At 68.8% G+C, this 20,026-nt stretch carries 17 protein-coding genes and 1 pseudogene; 3 read left to right on the top strand and 15 right to left on the bottom strand.

Going from position 1 to position 20,026, the window contains the following annotated elements:
• The first annotated feature begins 223 nt into the window (after positions 1 to 223).
• A complete protein-coding gene (locus FVO59_RS10935; protein ID WP_182252666.1) occupies positions 224 to 1,762 on the top strand; it encodes a DEAD/DEAH box helicase in 1,539 nt (512 codons plus the stop codon).
• 101 nt (positions 1,763 to 1,863) lie between these two features.
• Here the strand turns inward: FVO59_RS10935 and FVO59_RS10930 are convergent, their stop codons facing one another.
• The 6 genes from FVO59_RS10930 to FVO59_RS10905 form a co-directional block, all read right to left on the bottom strand.
• Entirely contained in the window at positions 1,864 to 3,153 is a 1,290-nt protein-coding gene (locus tag FVO59_RS10930; protein ID WP_182252665.1) for a citrate synthase, read from the bottom strand.
• 158 nt (positions 3,154 to 3,311) lie between these two features.
• Positions 3,312 to 4,421 carry a succinyldiaminopimelate transaminase gene (dapC, locus tag FVO59_RS10925; RefSeq protein WP_182252664.1) on the bottom strand — a complete coding sequence of 370 codons (1,110 nt, stop codon included), beginning with the start codon at positions 4,419 to 4,421 and terminating at the stop codon, positions 3,312 to 3,314.
• Entirely contained in the window at positions 4,422 to 4,742 is a 321-nt protein-coding gene (gene fdxA, locus FVO59_RS10920) for a ferredoxin (protein WP_182252663.1), read from the bottom strand.
• Positions 4,743 to 4,746: 4 nt separating this feature from the next.
• Positions 4,747 to 5,154 (bottom strand): histidinol dehydrogenase, encoded by a 408-nt coding sequence (locus FVO59_RS10915; RefSeq protein WP_259363544.1) that lies wholly within the window; start codon positions 5,152 to 5,154, stop codon positions 4,747 to 4,749.
• Positions 5,155 to 5,207: 53 nt separating this feature from the next.
• Complete coding sequence (locus FVO59_RS10910; RefSeq protein WP_182252661.1) at positions 5,208 to 5,522, bottom strand: AzlD domain-containing protein; 315 nt, start codon at positions 5,520 to 5,522, stop codon at positions 5,208 to 5,210.
• Complete coding sequence (locus FVO59_RS10905) at positions 5,519 to 6,256, bottom strand: AzlC family ABC transporter permease (protein ID WP_182252660.1); 738 nt, start codon at positions 6,254 to 6,256, stop codon at positions 5,519 to 5,521. The genes FVO59_RS10910 and FVO59_RS10905 overlap by 4 nt, the downstream gene beginning before the upstream one ends.
• Positions 6,257 to 6,321: 65 nt before the next feature.
• On the opposite strand from FVO59_RS10905, the gene relB reads away from it, so the two are divergent.
• Positions 6,322 to 6,867, top strand: a complete 546-nt coding sequence (gene relB / locus FVO59_RS10900; RefSeq protein WP_182252659.1) for a type II toxin-antitoxin system RelB family anti-toxin — start codon at positions 6,322 to 6,324, stop codon at positions 6,865 to 6,867.
• Positions 6,868 to 6,900: 33 nt separating this feature from the next.
• Here the strand turns inward: relB and FVO59_RS10895 are convergent, their stop codons facing one another.
• Together FVO59_RS10895 and typA are read right to left on the bottom strand one after the other, a co-directional pair.
• Complete coding sequence (locus tag FVO59_RS10895; RefSeq protein WP_182252658.1) at positions 6,901 to 7,761, bottom strand: aggregation-promoting factor C-terminal-like domain-containing protein; 861 nt, start codon at positions 7,759 to 7,761, stop codon at positions 6,901 to 6,903.
• Between the two features lie 264 nt (positions 7,762 to 8,025).
• Positions 8,026 to 9,935 (bottom strand): annotated as a pseudogene (typA, locus tag FVO59_RS10890) (translational GTPase TypA).
• A gap of 124 nt (positions 9,936 to 10,059) precedes the next feature.
• Here typA and FVO59_RS10885 point away from each other — a divergent pair.
• Entirely contained in the window at positions 10,060 to 10,818 is a 759-nt protein-coding gene (locus FVO59_RS10885) for a CPBP family intramembrane glutamic endopeptidase (protein WP_182252657.1), read from the top strand.
• A 3-nt stretch (positions 10,819 to 10,821) separates the two neighbouring features.
• Here FVO59_RS10885 and FVO59_RS10880 read toward each other — a convergent pair whose 3' ends face one another.
• From FVO59_RS10880 to gcvP, 7 genes are all read right to left on the bottom strand, one after another.
• Positions 10,822 to 11,142: a TFIIB-type zinc ribbon-containing protein gene (locus FVO59_RS10880; RefSeq protein ID WP_182252656.1), complete on the bottom strand. Its 321-nt coding sequence runs from the start codon at positions 11,140 to 11,142 to the stop codon at positions 10,822 to 10,824.
• 42 nt (positions 11,143 to 11,184) lie between these two features.
• Positions 11,185 to 11,697 carry a PH domain-containing protein gene (locus FVO59_RS10875; protein ID WP_182252655.1) on the bottom strand — a complete coding sequence of 171 codons (513 nt, stop codon included), beginning with the start codon at positions 11,695 to 11,697 and terminating at the stop codon, positions 11,185 to 11,187.
• 56 nt (positions 11,698 to 11,753) lie between these two features.
• The gene (locus FVO59_RS10870) at positions 11,754 to 13,403 is read right to left on the bottom strand and encodes a dipeptide ABC transporter ATP-binding protein (RefSeq protein WP_182252654.1); all 1,650 of its coding nucleotides are present in this window, start codon (positions 13,401 to 13,403) and stop codon (positions 11,754 to 11,756) included.
• On the bottom strand, positions 13,400 to 14,344 hold the full coding sequence (locus FVO59_RS10865) for an ABC transporter permease (protein ID WP_182252653.1): 945 nt from the start codon (positions 14,342 to 14,344) through the stop codon (positions 13,400 to 13,402). The genes FVO59_RS10870 and FVO59_RS10865 overlap by 4 nt, the downstream gene beginning before the upstream one ends.
• The gene (locus FVO59_RS10860; RefSeq protein ID WP_182252652.1) at positions 14,331 to 15,263 is read right to left on the bottom strand and encodes an ABC transporter permease; all 933 of its coding nucleotides are present in this window, start codon (positions 15,261 to 15,263) and stop codon (positions 14,331 to 14,333) included. Before FVO59_RS10860 ends, FVO59_RS10865 begins: the two co-directional genes overlap by 14 nt.
• Positions 15,264 to 15,359: 96 nt before the next feature.
• Positions 15,360 to 16,997, bottom strand: coding sequence for a peptide ABC transporter substrate-binding protein (locus FVO59_RS10855; RefSeq protein ID WP_182252651.1), 1,638 nt, complete (start codon positions 16,995 to 16,997; stop codon positions 15,360 to 15,362).
• 169 nt (positions 16,998 to 17,166) lie between these two features.
• Positions 17,167 to 20,013 carry an aminomethyl-transferring glycine dehydrogenase gene (gcvP, locus tag FVO59_RS10850; protein ID WP_430736350.1) on the bottom strand — a complete coding sequence of 949 codons (2,847 nt, stop codon included), beginning with the start codon at positions 20,011 to 20,013 and terminating at the stop codon, positions 17,167 to 17,169.
• Positions 20,014 to 20,026: the final 13 nt, after the last annotated feature.

Raw genomic sequence — 20,026 nt, 5'->3', positions numbered from 1 at the left:
CGGGCCCCGCCGGCGCACGGCGTCGTGGGGCGTTCGCACAGGACCGCCCCCGCGCGTGCTGTTAGGGTTGATCCGACGCCCCTCGCGAAGCGAGACGTCTGCGTCGTCGATACCCTTCCGCACCGGCATCCGGTCTGCGGTCACCTCGAGCGGCGAACCGATGCGTGAACCAGCGCCGTCGCCCATTCCGCAGCCCCGCTGCGCCTTTCCCGGAGATACTCCTATGCTTTCCTTCCTCGACCTCGGCGTGCCCGCGGCGCTTGCCGACGTGCTCGCCGCCGACGGCAAGACCGAGCCGTTCGCCATCCAGCGCGACACGCTTCCCGACTCCCTCGCCGGACGCGATCTGCTCGGACGCGGCCGCACCGGCAGCGGCAAGACCATCGCCTTCGCACTCCCCCTGGTCGCCCGCCTCTCGGCATCAGGCACCCGTCGCCAGCCCGGCCGCCCCCGCGGACTGGTGCTCGCGCCGACCCGCGAGCTGGCGACGCAGATCGCCGCGACCATCAAGCCGCTCGCCGAGGCCGTCGGCATGCGCGTCACGACCGTGTTCGGCGGCGTCAGCCAGCGTCCGCAGGAGCAGGCGCTCCGCGGCGGGGTCGACATCGTCGTGGCCTGCCCCGGCCGCCTCGAAGACCTCATGAAGCAGGGGATCGTCTCGCTCGGCGCGGTGGAGATCGCCGTGCTCGACGAGGCCGACCACATGGCCGATCTCGGCTTCCTGCCCGGCGTGACCCGTATCCTCGCCGCCACCCCGGCAGGCGGGCAGCGTCTGCTGTTCAGCGCCACGCTCGACCGCGGCATCGACGCGCTTGCCAAGCGCTTCCTCAGCAGCCCGGTCAGCCACGAGGTCGACGAGGCGAGCGTGCCTGTCGGCGAGATGACGCACCGCGTGCTGGTCGCCTCTGACGCGGATGCCAAGAAGAAGCTCGTCGAGGATCTCGCGTCGGGCACCGGACGCCGCATCCTGTTCACGCGCACCAAGCACCACGCCAAGAAGCTGGCCAAGCAGCTGACCGCTGCCGGCATCCCCTCGGTCGATCTGCACGGCAACCTCGGTCAGAACGCCCGCGAGCGCAACCTCGCCGCCTTCGGCGCCGACCCGGCGAACGGCGGCGTGCGCGTGCTCGTCGCCACCGATGTGGCCGCACGCGGAGTGCACGTCGATGACGTCGAGCTCGTCGTGCATGTCGACCCGCCCGTCGAGCACAAGGCGTACCTGCACCGGTCTGGCCGCACCGCCCGTGCCGGCGCCGCGGGAACCGTCGTCACGCTGATGCTGCCCGAGCAGCGCCGCGACGTGAAGGACATCCTGCGCAAGGCCCAGATCACCGTGGGCCTCGAGGACGTCACGCCGGCGATCGTCGACGAGCTCGTCGGCGATCGCGCCCCGAAGATCAAGACCGTCCCGGTGGCGCAGCAGCAGAACAAGCCGAAGGCGAAGCCGGCGGCCAGGGGCGGCGCAGCGGATGCCTCGCAGCCCGCATCGCGCGACGGCGGTCGCCGCCGCGGCCGCGGTAACGGCGGCGATGCCGCCCGCCGCACCGACAGCGCCCATCGAGGCGACGGCGGTCAGCGCCGCAGCGGCGGTCAGCGACACGAGGCCGGGCGGGCGGATGCCGCTCACTCCCGCTCACAGGGCAGCCAGACCCGCTACTCGACGCAGACCGGCGCCCCGTCGGCTCACTCGCGTCAGGGCGAGCAGGGTGCCGCCCGCGGGCGCGCCGGCTCGCGTCGCGCCAGCCGTCCGCAGGGACGGTGACCGGTCGTCGCTGATCGCAGACGCAGAACGGCCCCGGCATCCGAGAAGGATGCCGGGGCCGTTCACGTCAGGGCTCTTCGCGGCAGAGAGCCTCTCCCGGCTCAGCGCCCGGGGTACGAGCGCTCTGGCGAGCCGATGTACAGCTGCTGCGGGCGGCCGATCTTCGTCTGCGGGTCGAGGTTCAGCTCGCGCCACTGCGCCAGCCAGCCCGGCAGGCGACCGATCGCGAACAGCACGGTGAACATGCGTGTGGGGAAGCCCATCGCCTTGTAGATGACACCGGTGTAGAAGTCGACGTTCGGGTACAGGCGACGCTCGCGGAAGTAGTCGTCGGCGAGCGCGATCTCCTCGAGCTCCTTGGCGAGGTCGAGCAGCGGGTCGGTCACGCCGAGCTCGGCGAGCACCTCGTCAGCGGCCTCCTTCACGAGCTTGGCTCGCGGGTCGTAGTTCTTGTAGACGCGGTGTCCGAAGCCCATCAGCTTCACACCCGCCTCCTTGTTCTTGACGCTCTCGACGAAGCGCTGCACGCTCTGACCCGAGTCGCGGATCTGCCCGAGCATCGTCAGCACGGCCTCGTTGGCACCGCCGTGCAGCGGGCCGGAGAGGGCCTGGATGCCGGCGGAGATCGACGCGAACTGGTTGGCGCCGGTCGAGCCGACGAGGCGGACCGTCGAGGTCGACGCGTTCTGCTCGTGGTCCTCGTGCAGGATCAGCAGCAGCTCGAGCGCCTTCGACATCACCGGGTTGACCTCGTACGGCTCGCTGTGCACGCCGAAGTTGAGCTTGAGGAAGTTGTCGACGAAGCTCAGCGAGTTGTCGGGGTAGAGGAAGGCCTGGCCGACGCTCTTCTTGTGCGCGTACGCCGCGATCACCGGCAGCTTCGCGAGCATGCGCACCATGTTCAGCTCGACGTGCTCGGGGTTGTTGGGGTCGGTCTGGCCCTCGTAGTAGGTCGACAGCGCCGCCACCGCCGACGACAGCACGGCCATCGGGTGCGCGGTGTGCGGCAGCGCCGAGAAGAAGTGCTTGAGATCTTCGTGCAGCAGCGTGTGCCTGCGGATCTTCTCGTCGAACTCGGCCAGCTCCGTCGCCGTCGGCAGCTCCCCGTAGATCAGCAGCCACGCGACCTCGAGGTAGCTGCAGTTCTTCGCGATCTGCTCGATCGGATATCCGCGGTAGCGCAGGATGCCCTGATCGCCGTCGATGAATGTCACAGCCGACTTGGTCGACGCGGTGTTCACGAACCCGTAGTCGAGCCCCGTGTACCCGGTCTGACGCGTGAGCGTGGAGAAGTCGATGCTGTCGATGCCGCTCGTGCCGCGGACCACGGGGAATTCCGCTGTGGTGTCGCCGACCGAAAGAGTGGCCTTCTCGGGCTGAGCTGCGCTCACGCCTACCTCCTGCTGCGTTCGTATCGTCGTAGGCGATGTGAGACGCACGCAGCGCCGGGTCGCGTGGGACCCCATCGCCCCTACAGCCTAGTCGTGCTGTCGGCCTACTGTGACATCCGCCAAGAGATCAGCACCATCACAGCATGCTGTGCACAAAATCAGCTCGCGGCGGCCAGGCGATCGGCTGCCTGCTGCACGCGCTCGAGCGGCGCCGTCAGAGAGAGGCGCACGTGCTGGGCGGAGTGCTGTCCGTAGAAGTGTCCCGGTCCGGCCAGGATCCCGAGCGATGCCAGTCGATCCATCGACTCCCAGGCATCCCGCCCCTCAGTGGCCCACAGGTAGAGACCGGCCTCCGAGCCGTCGATGCGGAACCCGGCATCGATCAGCGCCGGCAGCAGCACCTCGCGCCTGCGGCGGTAGAGCTCCTTCTGTGCGGCGACGTGCTCGTCGTCGCACAGTGCGACCGCCATGGCATGCTGCACCGGCGCGGGCGGCATGAGCCCGAGATGCTTTCGTGCGGCCAGGATGTCGGCGATCAGGCGCGAGCAGCCGGCGATGAACGCGGCTCGGTATCCCGCGAGGTTCGACTGCTTGCTGAGCGAGTACACGCTGAGCAGACCTGCACGGCTGCCTCCTGTGACGCGGGGGTCGAGCACCGACGGGATCGTCTCATCGCGCCAGGGGCCGTCCCAGCCCAGCTCGGCGTAGCACTCGTCGCTGGCGAGGACCGCGCCGATCTCCCGCGCCCGGGCTGCTGCCGTGCGCAGGCTCTCGACGTCCCACGTGCGTCCGTCGGGATTGCCCGGCGTGTTGATCCAGATGAGCTTCGCGCCCTCGGGCCACTCTTCGGGGTCGTCGGCGGCGACGGCTGCGGCGCCGGCGACTGCGGCGCCCACCGCATAGGTCGGGTAGGCGACGCGAGGGTGCACGACGACGTCGCCGGGACCGAGGCCGAGCAGCAGCGGCAGCAGCGCCACGAGCTCCTTCGAGCCGATCGTGGGCATCACGTTCGCCTCGGTGAGGTCAGCAACCCCGCGTCGGCGGTCGTACCACTCGACGATGGCTCGCCGCACGTCGCTCGTTCCCACCGTCTGCGGGTACGCGTGGGCGTCGGTCGCCTCGGCCAGCGCGCGACGGATCACCTCGGGAGTCGGATCGACCGGCGAGCCGATCGAGAGATCGACGATCCCGTCGGGATGCTGGGCCGCCCGCTCGCGATAGGGCGCCACCGCGTCCCACGGATAGTCCGCGAGATCCTTGACTCCCACTCACTCCCCCTGCGGAGGAGCCGCGACGACGACCGGGTGGTCGAAGTCGTAGACCCCGACCTTGGAGGCGCCGCCCGGCGAGCCGATCTCGTCGAAGAACTCCACGTTGGCCTTGTAGTAGTCGGCCCACTCCTCGGGCAGGTCGTCTTCGTAATAGATCGCCTCGACGGGGCACACCGGCTCGCAGGCACCGCAGTCCACGCACTCGTCGGGGTGGATGTACAGCATCCGCTCACCTTCGTAGATGCAGTCCACGGGGCACTCGTCGATGCAGGCGCGGTCCTTGACATCGACGCAGGGAAGGGCGATCACGTACGTCACGTGATCAGTCTACGACCCCTCGGACCCCGTCGCCCCGAGGGCCGGCCGCCGTCGCCGACAGCTGCCGCAGCCGGGAGGTGTCGGGCCAGGCCACGATCAGCATGACGATGCCGGCGGCGACGTACATCCAGATGTTGCCGAGCGGCGTGTTCGGCACGACGATCGAGCCGCCGGGGCCTCGTTGCGAGATCACCAGCAGCAGCGCCATCATGCCCACACCCGCGGCGAGCGCGGCCCACCGATCACCGGTGAGGGCCCGCAGCGCGACGAGCAGCGCCGCGCACGCGACAGCGCCGAGGATCATGCCGACGGGGATCGGGCCGAGCGTGAAGCTGTGCGCGATCGTCGCGGCGACCCCGTACACGGCGCCGACGAAGGCGGCAGCCAGCCACGAGAGACCGCGAGAGAGCATTCTGCGCACCGGCTCAGCCTAGTGCGCGCCGGTCGCCGGCGGCTGCGCGCGTCTCACGAGGCGAGCCCCGCCAGCCGCAGGAGCGCGGCGACCGCGGCGGCGGAGAAGACGACGACGAGGAACGACTGCCGCATCCACAGCAGTCCCGCCGCGACCAGCACGGCCGGCACCCTGGCATCCACCATCACCGCCTGGCCGGCACCCAGTGTCTGCACCGCGACAAGCGCGCCCAGCAGCGCGACGGTCAGCAGGTCCGAGATCCGCGCCGGCCGCGGCGCCTCCAGCAGCCGCGCCGGCACGAGGTATCCGGCTGCCTTGAGGCCCACGCAGATGCACGCGGCGAGCAGCACCGCACTCCACACCGTCATCGCCGTGCCTCCCCGCCCGCGTCATGACCTGCATCGCGCCCCAGCCAGTTGAACCAGCCGACGACGATCGCCACCAGAGCCGCGACCAGCACGGGCAGGCCCGGCATCAGGAACGGCGTGAGCGCAGCCGCGACCACTGCCGCGGCGACACCGACGGCGATCGCCTGCCGCTGCTTGAGCCGCGGCCACAGCAGGGCGAGGAACGCCGCAGCAGCGGCCGCATCGAGTCCCCAGGTCTTCGGATCGCCGAGCACGTCGCCCAGCAGCGCGCCGGCCAGGGTGGTGAGATTCCAGCCGATGAAGACACCGAGCCCGGTCAGCCAGAAGCCGAGGCGCCGCAGCTGAGGATGCTCCTGGGCGATCGCGACGGCGGTCGACTCGTCGATCGTCACCTGGGCCGCCGCTGCGCGTCGCCAGAATCCGTCGCCGATGATCGACGACATCCGCATCCCGTAGGCCACGTTGCGCACACCGAGCAGCGCGGCGGATGCGATCGCCGACGGCAGGGCGGCGATCCCGCCCGCGCCGAAGACTCCGATGAAGGCGAACTGCGATCCGCCGGTGAACATCAGCAGGCTGAGCACGCAGGTCTGCCAGACGTCGAGTCCGGATGCCACCGACAGCGCGCCGAAGGAGACTCCGTACGCGCTGGTCGCGATGGCCACGCCCAGGCCTTCGCGCCATACCTCGCGCGTGGCGTGACCCTGACCGGTTGTTCGTTCTGATGAACGCATGATCATCATCATGAACACCGAACGACTGTTGGTCAAGTCGAACGATCGTTTGCAATACTGAACGCATGGAACTGCGCGAACGCCTCGCCGCATCCCTCCGCCGCGAGCGGGAGGGTGCCGGCCTGTCGGTGTCGGAGCTCGCGCGCCGCGCCGGCATCTCGAAGGCGACCGTCTCGCAGCTCGAGAGCGGGGCGGGCAATCCGAGCGTGGAGACGCTGTGGGCGATCGGCGACGCGCTCGGCATCCCCTTCGCGACGCTCGTCGAGGATCGGGCGCCCGCGTCGCGGCTCATCCGGTTGGGCGATCACGCCGGAGTGCCGTCTGCAGCGGCTCCGTACCTGGCGACGCTGCTGTCGGCAGCTGCGCCGGCGACGAGACGCGACATCTACCTCATCCAGGCCGAACCCGGCGCGCCGAGACGATCGCTGCCTCACCGATCGGGCACGACCGAGCATGTCGTCCTGATCAGCGGGGAGGCGATGGTCGGCCCGGCAGACGCCGCCGAGCTGCTGCATCCGGGCGACTACCTGTCGTACGCGGGAGATGCGGCTCACATCTTCGAGGCGCGCAGCCCGGGCACCAGCGCGGTGCTGGTGTCAGAGCTGCGCTGATCGCCTCCGGGTCACGACCGGGTGCGGATCACGTCAGTACCAGTTGACCGCCTGCGAGTGACCCCACGCCGAGCACGGCGAACCGTACGCGCGATCGATGTAGCCGAGGCCCCACGCGATCTGCGTGGTCGCGTTCGTGCGCCAGTCAGCGCCGGCCGTGGCCATCTTGCTTCCCGGCAGAGCCTGCGGGATGCCCGTGGCGCCGCCGTTCGAGTTGTAGGCCTTGTAGTTCCAGCCCGATTCCTTCGTCCACAGCTTCACGAGGCACGAGAACTGACCCTCGCCCCAGCCGTAGAGTTCGGCAGCCATGGCACGCGCGGTGGCCTTGGCGCCCTCCGGGGTGTTCGCCGCTGCGAGAGCGGCCTCGGCGCGACGCTTCTCCTCTGCGGCCTTCTCGGCGGCGATCCGCTCGGCCTCGATGCGGATGCGCTCAGCCTCGGCCTGCTTCGCCGCCGTGAGTGCATCCTGCAGATCGGCGGTCTTCGACTGCACGATGACGGTGCCGAGCACGACCTCCGCGGTCAGGTCTGCGACCTCCTCCGACGACAGCTCGGCGGCACGACTCAGGCTCTTCACGTCGGCGGTGAGGTCGTTCAGGTCGACCTGGGTCTGCGCGGTCTGCATCGGGAAGTCGACGCCGGCGACGACGTTGTTCAGCGACTCGGCGTTGACCAGGGCGATCTTTCCGTCGTCTGTCGCATCCGCGGCCTGCTCGAGCGCCTGCTCCGACGGGATGGCGCCGAGCGCGGCAGGGGCGAAGACGGCGCCGGCGGCGGTGGTGGCGGCGAGCGCCGCGACGACGGCCACGGCGATGAGGGGACGGCGCATCCGCGAGTGCGCGGATGCCACGTGCGCGACGCGCTTGGACGCACGGGTGTGAAGGGTATCGATCATGGGTGGGTTCGACTTTCGGGTGGTCGACGGCCCGGACCCTCGCGGGGCGCGCTCATCGGGAGCGCCGTTTCCCGGGCACGAGCAACCAGCCTGACGCCTCGACCTGGACGCGACCCGGCCCTGACCTGGACGCGACGTGATCGGTTGCCGGGAATCAGACGCGATCGCACTCGGGAAAGTATGTTATGAGTTCGTTATTTTCACCCGGAGACGGGACGACGAAGACCCCGGCTCCTGCCGGGGTCTTCGTTCCGTTCACGCGGCTCAGGCGTTGGCATCCTGACGCTTCAGGCGCGACGCCTCGCGACCGCGGGTGGTCTGATCGAGGATCACCTTGCGGATGCGCACGGCCTCGGGTGTCACCTCGACGCACTCGTCCTCGCGGGCGAACTCGAGCGACTCCTCCAGCGAGAGGATGCGCGGGGGCGTCATCGACTCGAAGGAGTCAGCCGTGGAGGAGCGCATGTTGGTGAGCTTCTTCTCCTTGGTGATGTTGACGTCCATGTCGTCGGCGCGCGAGTTCTCGCCGATGACCATGCCCTCGTAGACCTCTTCGGTGGGCTTGACGAAGAACGACATGCGCTCCTGCAGGGCGATCATCGCGAACGGGGTCACCACGCCGGCACGGTCGGCGACGATCGAACCGTTCTGGCGCGCGACGATGGAGCCGGCCCACTCGTCGTATCCGTGCGAGATCGCGTTCGCGATGCCGGTTCCGCGGGTGATCGAGAGGAACTCGGTGCGGAAGCCGATCAGACCGCGCGAGGGCACGATGAACTCCATGCGGATCCAGCCGGTGCCGTGGTTGATCATGTTGTCCATGCGGCCGCGGCGGTTCGCCATCAGCTGCGTCACGGCGCCGAGGTGCTCCTCGGGGACATCGACGGTGAGGTGCTCGTAGGGCTCGTGCACCTTGCCGTCGACCTTGCGCGTGACGACCTGGGGCTTGCCGACGGTGAGCTCGAAGCCCTCGCGGCGCATGTTCTCGACGAGGATCGCGAGCTGCAGCTCACCGCGGCCCTGCACCTCCCATGCGTCCGGGCGGCCGATCTCGTTGACGCGGATCGACACGTTTCCGATGAGCTCGCGGTCGAGGCGGTCCTTCACCATGCGGGCCGTCAGCTTGTGCCCCTTGACCTTGCCGACCAGCGGCGAGGTGTTCGTGCCGATGGTCATCGAGATCGAGGGCTCGTCGACCGAGATCTGCGGCAGCGGGCGCACGTCCTCGGGGTCGGCGATGGTCTCGCCGATCATGATGTCGGAGAAGCCTGCGATCACGGCGATGTCACCGGGCCCGGCGGACTCGGCCGGGTAGCGCTCCAGCGCCTTGGTCATCAGGAGCTCGGTGATACGGGCGTTCTGGGTCGTGCCGTCCTGGCGCACCCAGGCCACGGTCTGGCCCTTCTTCAGGGTGCCGTTGAAGATGCGCAGCAGCGCGAGGCGACCGAGGAAGGCGGAGGAGTCGAGGTTGGTGACCCATGCCTGCAGCGGTGCCTCGTCGTCGTACGAGGGGGCGGGCACGTGCTCGAGGATCGCCTGGAACAGGGGCTCGAGGTCGTCGTTGTCGGGCAGCTCGCCGTTCGCGGGCGGTTGCGCGACGCGGCTCCCGCACGACCGGAGGCGTAGACGACGGGCACGTCGAGCAGCGCGTCGACGTCGAGGTCGGGCACGTCGTCCTGCAGGTCGCTTGCGAGACCGAGCAGCAGGTCGTGCGCCTCCTCCTCGACCTCGGCGATGCGGGCGTCGCCTCGGTCGGTCTTGTTGACCAGCAGGATGACGGGGAGCTTGGCCTCGAGAGCCTTGCGGAGTACGAATCGGGTCTGCGGCAGCGGCCCCTCGGAGGAGTCGACGAGCAGCACGACGCCGTCGACCATCGACAGGGCGCGCTCGACCTCGCCGCCGAAGTCGGCGTGGCCGGGGGTGTCGACGACGTTGATCGTCACCGGCACATCGGTGTGCGCGCCGTTGTAGGTGATCGCCGTGTTCTTGGCGAGGATCGTGATGCCCTTCTCGCGCTCGAGGTCGTTCGAGTCCATCGCGCGCTCTTCGACATGGGCGTGCTCGCCGAATGAGCCGGTCTGACGGAGCATGGCATCGACGAGAGTGGTCTTGCCGTGGTCGACGTGTGCGACGATCGCGACGTTTCGGAGGTCAGAGCGGAGGGCGTGCGCCATTCAAGGAGTCCTAAGCGGATTGGGGTGAGATGGAGTGCCGCTAGTACTGAGCGAGCGTCAGCGACGTTCCAGGATAACGTATGGCCGCGGATGCCGCCTGGGAGCAGGCCATAGCATCGAAGGCGTGAACCGGACTCGTGTGTGGTGGGAGATCGCGATCGTGCTCGCGCTCGGCCTCGGCCAGTCGGCCGTCTACGCGATCGTGCAGCTCGCCTACCGGCTCACCGACTCCACTCCCCTGGCGGATCAGACGGCGACGCTGAACCCGTCGCGCAGCGACCGGGAGGTCTTCGACCTCGTCTATCAGCTTCTGTCGATCGGCTTCGGCATCGTGCCCGCGCTCCTCGTGTGCTTCCTGCTGTGGAGCTCGCGTCGGCCGCATCTCGGGATGCTGGGGCTGGACGGCACGCGGCCGGGGCGCGATGCCGCCTGGGGCATCGGCCTGGTGGCGGCCATCGGCATCCCCGGCATCGCCCTGTATCTCGCGGGGCGCGCTCTCGGATGGTTCGTCGCGGTCGACCCTGCCGGCCTTGACGCGCACTGGTGGACCGTGCCGGTCCTGCTGCTCTCGGCGGCGAGAGCGTCCGTCCAGGAGGAGTTCGTCGTGCTCGGCTACCTCTTCACCCGCCTCCGGCAGCTGGGCTGGGGCGCGTGGCCGATCATCATCTCGACCAGCGTGCTGCGCGCGAGCTACCACCTCTACCAGGGGCCCGGCGCCTTCGTGGGCAATCTCGCGATGGGCCTGCTCTTCGGCTGGCTGTTCGCACGCACCGGGCGCCTGCTGCCGTTCCTCGTCGCGCACTTCGCCATCGACGCGGTGGCCTTCGTCGGCTACCCCTGGGCGGCCGCCGCCTGGCCCTCGCTCTTCGGTCTGCCGGGCTGACGGTCAGTCGAACAGCTCGCTGAGCCAGCTCTCGCGCTTGCGGCGGTGCGGACGCTGACCGCGATCGTCGTACCGGCGATCACCGTCGTACCGGCGATCGTCGTATCCGCCGCGGTCGTCGTGACGCGGCTGCTCGTACGCCGGCGGTGCGAATCGATCAGGGGCGGCCGGTGCAGTGGGCTGAGGCGCCGCGACGCTGCGGTCGATGATCTTGTCGAGCTCACCGCGATCCAGCCAGACACCCCGGCACTGCGGGCAGTAGTCGATCTCGATGCCGCTTCGCTCGCTCATGACCAGGGTGGAACCGTCTGCAGGACACTTCATGACCCCAGCCAACCAGCGCGCCCTGTGAATCGGCTCCGGACGTCAGCCGCGCGTCACCATCACGGCGACCACGGCCCAGGCCAGGATCAGCAGCAGGGCGACGATGGCGGGGATGTCCCACCCGCGCCGGATCGGCGGGACGGGCGTCACGTGAGCGGCTCCGGCCTTCGCCCTGCGCAGTGCCGCGACCGCGTCGTCTGCGTCGCCGTTGGCGTCCTCCTTCGTGCGACCGGGACCAAGCCGCTGCGGGCGACGAGTCGCCGGGCCTCCGAAGCAGGTCAGCCGCGAGCCGTCGTCGAGCTCGACTTCGATCTGCCAGCGCATCCGAATCTGCTCCACCCTGGCCCATGGCGCCAGCGTCGTGCGCAGCAGATTCTGCACGAACAGGCCGTCGCGTCCGGCACGCACGCGGGATGCGACACCGAATACGTACACGGCCCACAGACCGAGCAGCAGCCACGGCGCCAGAAGCAACGCGGTCACGATGTCGGCGCGCACGGCGGCATCGACCAGCATCACCGCCGACAGCACCGCGCAGATCACCAGCAGCGCCACCCCGCCCCGATTCCGGAGCGAGGCGGCGCTGGCAGGTGCAGCGGAATGCTCGGGCGTCACAGACCCACGCCGCCCAGCGGCAGCGAGGCGCCGGGGATCGCGTCGAGCAGACGGCGGGTGTACTCCTCCTGCGGGTCGCTGAAGATGGCATCCACCGAGCCCTGCTCGACGATCCGGCCCTTCTCCATGACGCAGACGAGGTCGGCCGCGACACGCACCACCGCGAGGTCGTGCGTGATGAACAGGTACGTCAGGCCGAGATCGTTCTGCAGGTCCGACAGCAGGTGCAGGATCTGATCCTGCACGAGCACGTCGAGCGCCGAGACCGCCTCGTCGAGCACGACGATGTCGGGCTTGAGCGCCAGCGCACGGGCGATCGCCACGCGCTGACGCTGACCGCCGGACAGCTCGTTCGGGTACCGCTCGGCCAGCTCGCGCGGCAGCGCGACCTGGTCGAGCAGCTCGAGCGACCGCTTGTGCTGCTCGTCGCGCGTGCCGATGCCGTGCACCTGCAGCGGCTCGCTGATCAGGTTGCCGATGCTGCGCAGCGGATCGAGCGATCCGTACGGATCCTGGAAGACCGGCTGCATGCGCCGACGCAGCTTGAAGACCTCGGCGCGCGACATCGTGCTCGTCGCCGCACCATCGATGAGGATCTCACCGCCGGTGGGCTTCTCGAGCTGCAGCAGCATCTTGGCGACGGTGGACTTCCCAGAGCCCGATTCCCCCACCAGGGCGAGCGTCTTACCTCGAGGGATCGAGAACGAGACGCCGTCCACGGCGAGGAACTTCTCGCTGCGCAGGCCACCGGTGCGGATCGAGTACTCCTTGACCAGATCGCGCACCTCGACCACTGCGGGTGCCGTGCTCTGCGGCTCCTCCTCGCGGGTCGTCGCGGAACCGATCCGCTTCGACGCGAGGCTCGGGGCCGCGGCCACCAGTCGCTGGGTGTACGGGTGCTGCGGACGCGAGAGGATCTCGGCGCTCGGCCCCGCCTCGACGATCTCGCCCTTGTTCATCACGATGATGCGGTCGGCTCTGTCGCCCGCGAGACCCAGGTCGTGGGTGATCAGCAGCACCGACGTACCGCGCTCGCTGGTGAGGCGGGCGAGGTGATCGAGGATCACCCGCTGCACGGTCACGTCGAGCGCGCTGGTCGGCTCGTCGGCGATGAGCAGCTGCGGATCGGCCGCGAGGCCGATGCCGATCAGCGCACGCTGACGCATGCCGCCCGAGAACTGGTGCGGGAACTGGTGCATGCGGCGTGCGGCGTCGCTGAGACCCGCCTGCTGCAGCACCTCGACGGCACGATCGTGCACCTCGGTGCGCCCCTGTGCCAGCCCGTTCGCGCGCACGGCCTCCTTGACCTGGAAGCCGATCGACCACACCGGGTTGAGGTTCGACATCGGGTCCTGGGGGACGTAGCCGATCTCGCGTCCGCGGATGTGCTCCAGCTCCGCCCGCTTCGCGGTGGTGAGCTCGCGCCCGTCGAGCGTGACGCTGCCGCCGGTCACGTGACCGGTGCCCGGCAGCAGGCCGATGATGGCCGCCGCCGTCGTGGACTTGCCCGATCCGGACTCCCCCACGATCGCCAGCGTCTCGCCGGCCATCATGTCGAAGCTCACACCGTGCAGCACCTCGCGGATCTTCTTGCCGCTGCGGAACGCGACGCGCAGGTCGCGCACTCTGAGCAGTGGTTCGGTCATCGCTGTGCCCTCGCCTTCGGGTCGACGGCGTCGCGCATGAGCTCACCGAGCGTGACGAACGCCAGCACGGTGAGGGTCAGGGCAAGCGACGGCCAGAACAGCGCCATCGGCGCGGTGCGGATGTTGGTCTGCGCCTGGCTGATGTCCAGGCCCCACGACATGGTGCCGCTGCCGAGGCCGACGCCCAGGAACGACAGGGTCGCCTCGGCCACGATCGCACCGGCCAGGGCGAGCGTGGCGACGACGATGACGGGCGCCATCGCGTTGGGCAGCACGTGCACGAGCAGGATCTTGAACTTCGACATGCCGATGGACTCGGCGCCCATCACGAAGTCGGCCTGTTTCACGCGCAGCACTTCGGCGCGCATGATCCGGGCCGTCGACGCCCACGCGAAGCCGCCGATGGCGAAGGCGAGCACCAGCTCGTTGCGCTCCGGCAGCACCGACATCACGACGATGCCCGCGATGATGTAGGGGATCGTGAAGAAGATGTCGCCGACCCGCGAGAGCACGGAGTCGAGCCAGCCGCCGTAGAAGCCGGCCAGGGCGCCCATCACGATGCCGAGGACCGTGCTGATGATCGTCGCCAGCGCTCCGACGATGAGCGAGGTGCGGGTTCCCCAGATGATCCGGGAGTACACATCGCAGCCCTGACGGGTGAATCCGAGTGGATGCCCGTCCTCCGGCCCTCTGTTGCTCTTCGCCAGCTGGCATCCGTCGGCCGGCGCGACCTGGGTGAACAGTCCCGGGGCCAGGGCGACGATGATGACCAGCAGCACGAAGGCGGCCGAGATCCAGAACAGCGGGCGGCGACGCAGGTCGCGCCACGCGTCGAGCCACAGGTTGCTGGGCTTGGCGTCGATGTGCACGACATCGACGGGCACCGACGTGGTGTCCGCCGGGGCGACGTAGTGGCCGCGGTCGAGGTCAGGTCGTGACATAGCGGATCCTCGGGTCGAGCAGGCCGTAGATGAGATCCACGACCAGGTTGATGAGCACGTACACGACGACGAACACGGTCACGAACGAGACGACCGTCGGGTTCTCACCTCGGATAATCGCCTGATACAGGGTGTTGCCGACGCCTGGGACGTTGAAGATGCCCTCGGTCACGGTCGCGCCGACCATCAGGACGCCGAACACGGTGCCGAGGTCGGTGACCATCGGGATGAGCGAGTTGCGCAGGACGTGCACGGGAATGACACGGCCGCGCGAGAGGCCCTTGCTGTACGCGGTGCGCACCCAGTCCTGGCCGAGCGTCTCGATGGTGGAGGCGCGGGTGAGGCGCATGCTCGTCGCGTAGACGCTGAAGCCGAGCACCCATGCGGGAAGCCAGAGATCACCCCAGTCGTTGCGCGCTCCCACTGTCGGTCTGAACCAGCCGAGCTGGACGGCGAGGAAGTATTGCGCCAGGAACGACAGCACGAAGATCGGCACAGCGATGAAGATCAGCGCCAGCACGAGCATCGAGTTGTCGAAGACGCCGCCCTTGTCGAGGGCGGAGAACAGGCCGATGACGATGGCGAGCACGAACGCGATGGCGACAGCCATCACGGCGAGGCGCAGCGTCACCGGGAAGGTCCTCGCGAGGATGTCGGCGACAGCCTGGCCCGAGAAGCTCGTGCCGAAGTCGAGCCGGAAGATGCCGGCGATGTAGTACCCGTACTGCACGAGGAACGGTTCGTCGAGGTGGTACTCGGCTCGGAGCCTCGCCAGCAGGGCGGGGTTGGGCTGGCGGTCGCCGAACAGCGCGGCGATCGGGTCGCCCGGCATGGCGAACACCATGAAATAGATCAGCAGGGTCGCACCGAAGAAGACGGGGATCGCCTGCAGGATTCGTCTGAGGATGTAAAAGGCCACCCTCGACCTCCCTTCGGGTGAGAGACGCGGATCGCGCGCCTCAGGGCAAAGAGAACGAGGCGGTGGTGTGGTGCACCACCGCCTCGTCGCGAAGGGTTACTCCGCCGTCTTCTTCTCGATGTCGGAGAAGAGCGGAACCGAGTTCCAGCCGAACTGCACGTTGTCGACGTTCTCGCCGTAGCCACCGACCACGTTCGAGTACCACAGCGGCACGACGGGCAGGTCCTTCAGCAGCACCGACTGAGCCTCCTGGTACAGCTTGTTGGCTGCCTCCGGGTCGGTCTCCGAGATGCCGTCCGACAGCAGCTTGTCGAACTCAGCGCTGGAGTAGTCGCCGTCGTTCGAACCCGCGTTGGTCGCGTAGAGCGGTCCGAGGAAGTTGTACAGACCGGGGTAGTCGGCCTGCCATCCGGTGCGGAACGCGGTCTCGATGGTGCGGTCGGTGACCTTGCCGCGCAGCTCGGCGAACGTCGGGTACGGTGCACCCGAGGCGTCGATGCCGAGCGTGTTCTTGATCGAGTTCACGGTCGCGTCGACCCAGGCCTGGTGGCCGCCGTCTGCGTTGTACGCGATCTGGAACGAACCGGTCCAGGGCTGGATCTTGTCGGCCTCGGCCCACAGCTCCTTGGCCTTGTCCTCGTTGAACTCGAGAACCTCGGAGCCCTCGAGGGAGTCGGTCCAGCCATCGATGACCGGCGAGGTGAAGTCGCTGGCCGGGGTGCGGGTGCCCTGGAAGATCACCTCGGTGATCTCCTGGCGGTTGATCGCCATCGAGATCGCCTGGCGACGCAGGTTGCCCTCTTCGCCGCTGAAGTGCTTGAGGCGCTCAGGGATGGTGAAGGACTGGAAGATGGCCGCGGGCTGGTTGACCGCGCGGTCGCCCAGGTCGGACTCGTAGTTGCCGAAGGCCGAGTCCGGGATGGCGTCCAGGACATCGAGCTCGTTGGCGAGAAGGTCGTTGTACGCCGCGTCCTGCGTGGCGTAGAAGACGATCTCCAGACCGCCGTTGGCAGCCTTGCTCGGGCCGTCGTAGTCGGGGTTGGCGACGAGGTTGATGCCCACGTCGTGCTTCCACGCGCCCTCACCGTCGAGCATGTAGGGGCCGTTGCCGATCGGGTTCTCGCCGAAGGCCTCCATGTCCTCGAACGCGACGTCCGGGAGCGGGTAGTAGGCCGAGTAGCCGAGGCGCTGGGCGAAGTCGGAGGCCGGCTTGTTCAGCGTGATCGTGAAGGTGTGGTCGTCGACCTGCTTCAGACCGGTCAGCTCGGAGTCCTCGTCGTAGCTGAAGCCCTCGATGTCCTCGAAGAAGTAGCTGGAGAGCTGCTCGTTCGAAGCCAGGGCGCCGTAGTTCCACGCCTTGATGAAGTTGTCGGCGGTGACCTCTTCGCCGTCGGTGAACTTCAGGCCCTTGCGGAGCTTGACCGTGAGGTTCTGCGGGTCATCGACGGTGATCTCCTCGGCCACCTCGTTGAACACCGCACCATCGGCCTCGTAGCCGATGAGTCCGGCGAAGATCGCGTCGAGGATCTTGCCGCCACCGGTCTCGTTGGTGTTAGTCGGGATCAGCGGGTTCTGCGGTTCAGAGCCGTTGACCTTGATGATCGCGGATGCATCGGTGCTCGAGGAGCCCTTGTCTGCATCTGGCGTATCGCCGCCGCCTGCGCAGCCGGAGAGTGCCAGGGCACCCGCCGCGAGCAGCGCGACGCCCGCGAGTGTGATCTTGTTGTGCTTCACAGTGTCCTCCTGTGGACCGGGACAAGCGCGCGCTCGTCATCAAGCGCGCTCAGGTCTGATCCTAGGTCCCCTCGGCGATGTCACCAGCACCCCCGGACAACTGTTATGGACCCTTAACCGAATCACCCCCGGCGCTGGCGCGACGGGGGTGATCACCGGTGACCCGATGTCAGGCGAAAGCCTCGATCGGCGGGCAGGCGCACACGAGGTTGCGGTCGCCGTACGCCTGGTCGATGCGACGCACCGGCGGCCAGTACTTCGACGCGATCAGCGCATGCACCGGGTACGCCGCGACCTCACGGGAGTATGCATGCTGCCACTCCCCCGCGATGAGCGACGCAGCGGTGTGCGGCGCGTTCACCAGAGGGTTGTCGTCTGTCGGCCAGGTGCCTGCCGCGACGGCATCCGCCTCGGCCTTGATCTGGATCATCGCCTCGATGAAGCGGTCGACCTCGGCGAGGTCCTCGGATTCCGTCGGCTCGACCATCAGGGTTCCCGCCACGGGGAACGACATGGTCGGGGCGTGGAAGCCGTAGTCGATCAGGCGCTTGGCCACGTCGTCGACGGAGATGCCGGTGGCCTCCTTCAGCGGACGCAGGTCGAGGATGCACTCGTGCGCGACGCGACCGTTCTCCCCGGTGTACAGCACCGGGTAGTGATCGCGAAGGCGCTGCGCGATGTAGTTCGCAGAGAGCACCGCCGCCGCCGTGGCGTCGCGCAGGCCCTCGGCGCCCATCATGCGCACGTACGCCCACGAGATCGGCAGGACACCCGCCGATCCGTACGGGGCACCCGAGACGGGACCGCCGTCGAACACGAAGCCGCCGGCGTGCTCGCTCTTCTGCGCCTGCGGGTGGCCAGGCAGGTACGGCGCGAGGTGTGCCTTGGCCGCCACCGGGCCGATGCCGGGACCGCCGCCGCCGTGCGGGATGGCGAAGGTCTTGTGCAGGTTCAGGTGCGACACGTCGCCGCCGAGGTCGCCGAAGCGGGCGTAGCCGAGCAGGGCGTTGAGGTTCGCGCCGTCGACGTAGACCTGGCCTCCCGCCTCGTGCACGGCCGAGGTGATGTCGACCACCTGCTGCTCGTACACACCGTGCGTCGACGGGTAGGTGATCATCAGCGCCGACAGGGCGTCGGCGTGCTGGGCGATCTTCGCGCGCAGGTCATCGAGATCGACGTTGCCGAGCTCGTCGGTGGCGACGACGACGACCTTCATGCCCGCGAGCACGGCCGATGCCGCGTTCGTGCCGTGCGCTGAGCTCGGGATGAGGCACACATCGCGGTGCGTGTCGCCATTGGCCAGGTGGTACCCGCGGATCGCGAGCAGACCCGCCAGCTCGCCCTGAGAACCGGCGTTCGGCTGCAGCGAGACCGCGTCGTAGCCGGTGACCTCTGCGAGCCACGCCTCGAGCTGGTCGATCATGGCCAGAGAGCCCTCGACGTCTTCGACAGGGGCGAAGGGGTGCAGCTGAGCGAACTCCGGCCAGGTGACCGCCGCCATCTCGGTCGCCGCGTTGAGCTTCATCGTGCACGAGCCGAGCGGGATCATGCCGCGATCGAGCGCATAGTCGCGGTCGGCGAGCTGCTTCAGGTAGCGCATCATGGCGGTCTCTGAGCGGTGTGCGTGGAAGACCGGGTGCGTGAGGTACTCGTCCTCGCGGAGCAGCGTCTCGGGCAGAGCGCCGGTGGAGCCCGCTCCGAAGAAGCCGAAGACCCGCTCCTCCTTGCCGCCGAACAGCACCGCGACGCGGTGCAGGTCGGTGAAGGTGGTGGTCTCGTCGACCGAGATGCCGACGGTGTCGGCGTCGACAGGACGCAGCAGGATGCCCTCGGCGTGGGCCCTGGCGACCAGGGCATCCGCTCCTCCGGCGACACGGACGTTGACGGTGTCGAAGAACGAGTCGTGCACGATCTCGGCATCCGCTTCGACCAGCCAGTCGCGCAGCAGCGCGGCCTTCCCCGCGACCTCGGCCGCGATCGCCCGCAGGCCGTCAGGACCGTGATAGACCGCGTACATCGAGGCCATCACCGCCAGCAGCACCTGCGCGGTGCAGATGTTCGAGGTCGCCTTCTCGCGGCGGATGTGCTGCTCGCGGGTCTGCAGCGACAGACGGTAGGCGGGATAGCCCACGGCGTCGACCGAGACGCCGACCAGGCGCCCGGGCAGCTGGCGCTCGAGACCCGCGCGAACGGCCATGTAGCCGGCGTGCGGACCGCCGAACGCCATCGGCACTCCGAAGCGCTGCGTCGTGCCGACGCCGACGTCGGCGCCGAGCGAGCCGGGCGAGCGCAGCAGCGTGAGGGCGAGCAGGTCGGCGGCGGCGACCGCGATGCCGTTCGCGACGTGCGCGGCGTCGATGACCGCGCTCGGGTCCCACACGCGGCCGGAGGCGCCCGGGTACTGCACGAGCACGCCGAAGAGCTCGTCAGGAAGCTGCTCGCTGCCGGCGAGGTCGCGCTCGACGAGCTCGATGCCGACGGCATCCGCACGAGTGCGCAGCAGCGCCTTGGTCTGCGGGAGGGCGTCGGCGTCGACGACGAACACGTTCGACTTCGACTTCGAGGCACGCCGAGCCAGCAGCATTCCCTCGGCGACAGCCGTCGACTCGTCGAGCATCGACGCGTTCGCGGTCGACAGCCCCGTGAGGTCGGAGACCATCGTCTGGAAGTTGATCAGCGCCTCGAGGCGTCCCTGTGAGATCTCGGGCTGGTACGGCGTGTATGCCGTGTACCAGGACGGGTTCTCGAGCACGTTGCGCTGGATGACCGACGGCGTGAGCGTGCCGTAGTAGCCGAGGCCGATCATCGCGCGGTTGACGGTGTTGCGGCTCGCCAGAGCGCGCAGCTCGGCGAGCGCCTCGGCCTCGCTGGCCGCAGACGGGATGACCGTCTCCTCGGAGGGCCCGGTGAAGATCGATGCGGGCACGGCCTGGCGCATCAGCGCCTCGATGGGCGCCTCAGCCGTCGGGTCATCGGATGCCTCGGCGGCCGCGGAGATCCCGAGGGCGGCGAGCATCCGCTCGCGCGCC

It is taken from the genome of Microbacterium esteraromaticum (assembly GCF_014084045.1).
Taxonomy (GTDB): Bacteria; Actinomycetota; Actinomycetes; order Actinomycetales; family Microbacteriaceae; genus Microbacterium; species Microbacterium esteraromaticum_D.
This window is presented reverse-complemented; position numbering and strand designations above follow the sequence as displayed.

Excerpts from the sequence above, each read along its gene's own strand:
- FVO59_RS10935 (WP_182252666.1), top strand. The coding sequence starts at position 224 with ATGCTTTCCTTCCTCGACCTCGGCGTGCCCGCGGCGCTTGCCGACGTG.
- FVO59_RS10915 (WP_259363544.1), bottom strand. The coding sequence starts at position 5,154 with ATGCTCTCTCGCGGTCTCTCGTGGCTGGCTGCCGCCTTCGTCGGCGCC.
- FVO59_RS10910 (WP_182252661.1), bottom strand. The coding sequence starts at position 5,522 with ATGACGGTGTGGAGTGCGGTGCTGCTCGCCGCGTGCATCTGCGTGGGC.
- FVO59_RS10905 (WP_182252660.1), bottom strand. The coding sequence starts at position 6,256 with ATGCGTTCATCAGAACGAACAACCGGTCAGGGTCACGCCACGCGCGAG.
- relB (WP_182252659.1), top strand. The coding sequence starts at position 6,322 with ATGGAACTGCGCGAACGCCTCGCCGCATCCCTCCGCCGCGAGCGGGAG.
- FVO59_RS10895 (WP_182252658.1), bottom strand. The coding sequence starts at position 7,761 with ATGATCGATACCCTTCACACCCGTGCGTCCAAGCGCGTCGCGCACGTG.
- FVO59_RS10880 (WP_182252656.1), bottom strand. The coding sequence starts at position 11,142 with ATGAAGTGTCCTGCAGACGGTTCCACCCTGGTCATGAGCGAGCGAAGC.
- FVO59_RS10870 (WP_182252654.1), bottom strand. The coding sequence starts at position 13,403 with ATGACCGAACCACTGCTCAGAGTGCGCGACCTGCGCGTCGCGTTCCGC.
- FVO59_RS10865 (WP_182252653.1), bottom strand. The coding sequence starts at position 14,344 with ATGTCACGACCTGACCTCGACCGCGGCCACTACGTCGCCCCGGCGGAC.
- gcvP (WP_430736350.1), bottom strand. The coding sequence starts at position 20,013 with ATGCTCGCCGCCCTCGGGATCTCCGCGGCCGCCGAGGCATCCGATGAC.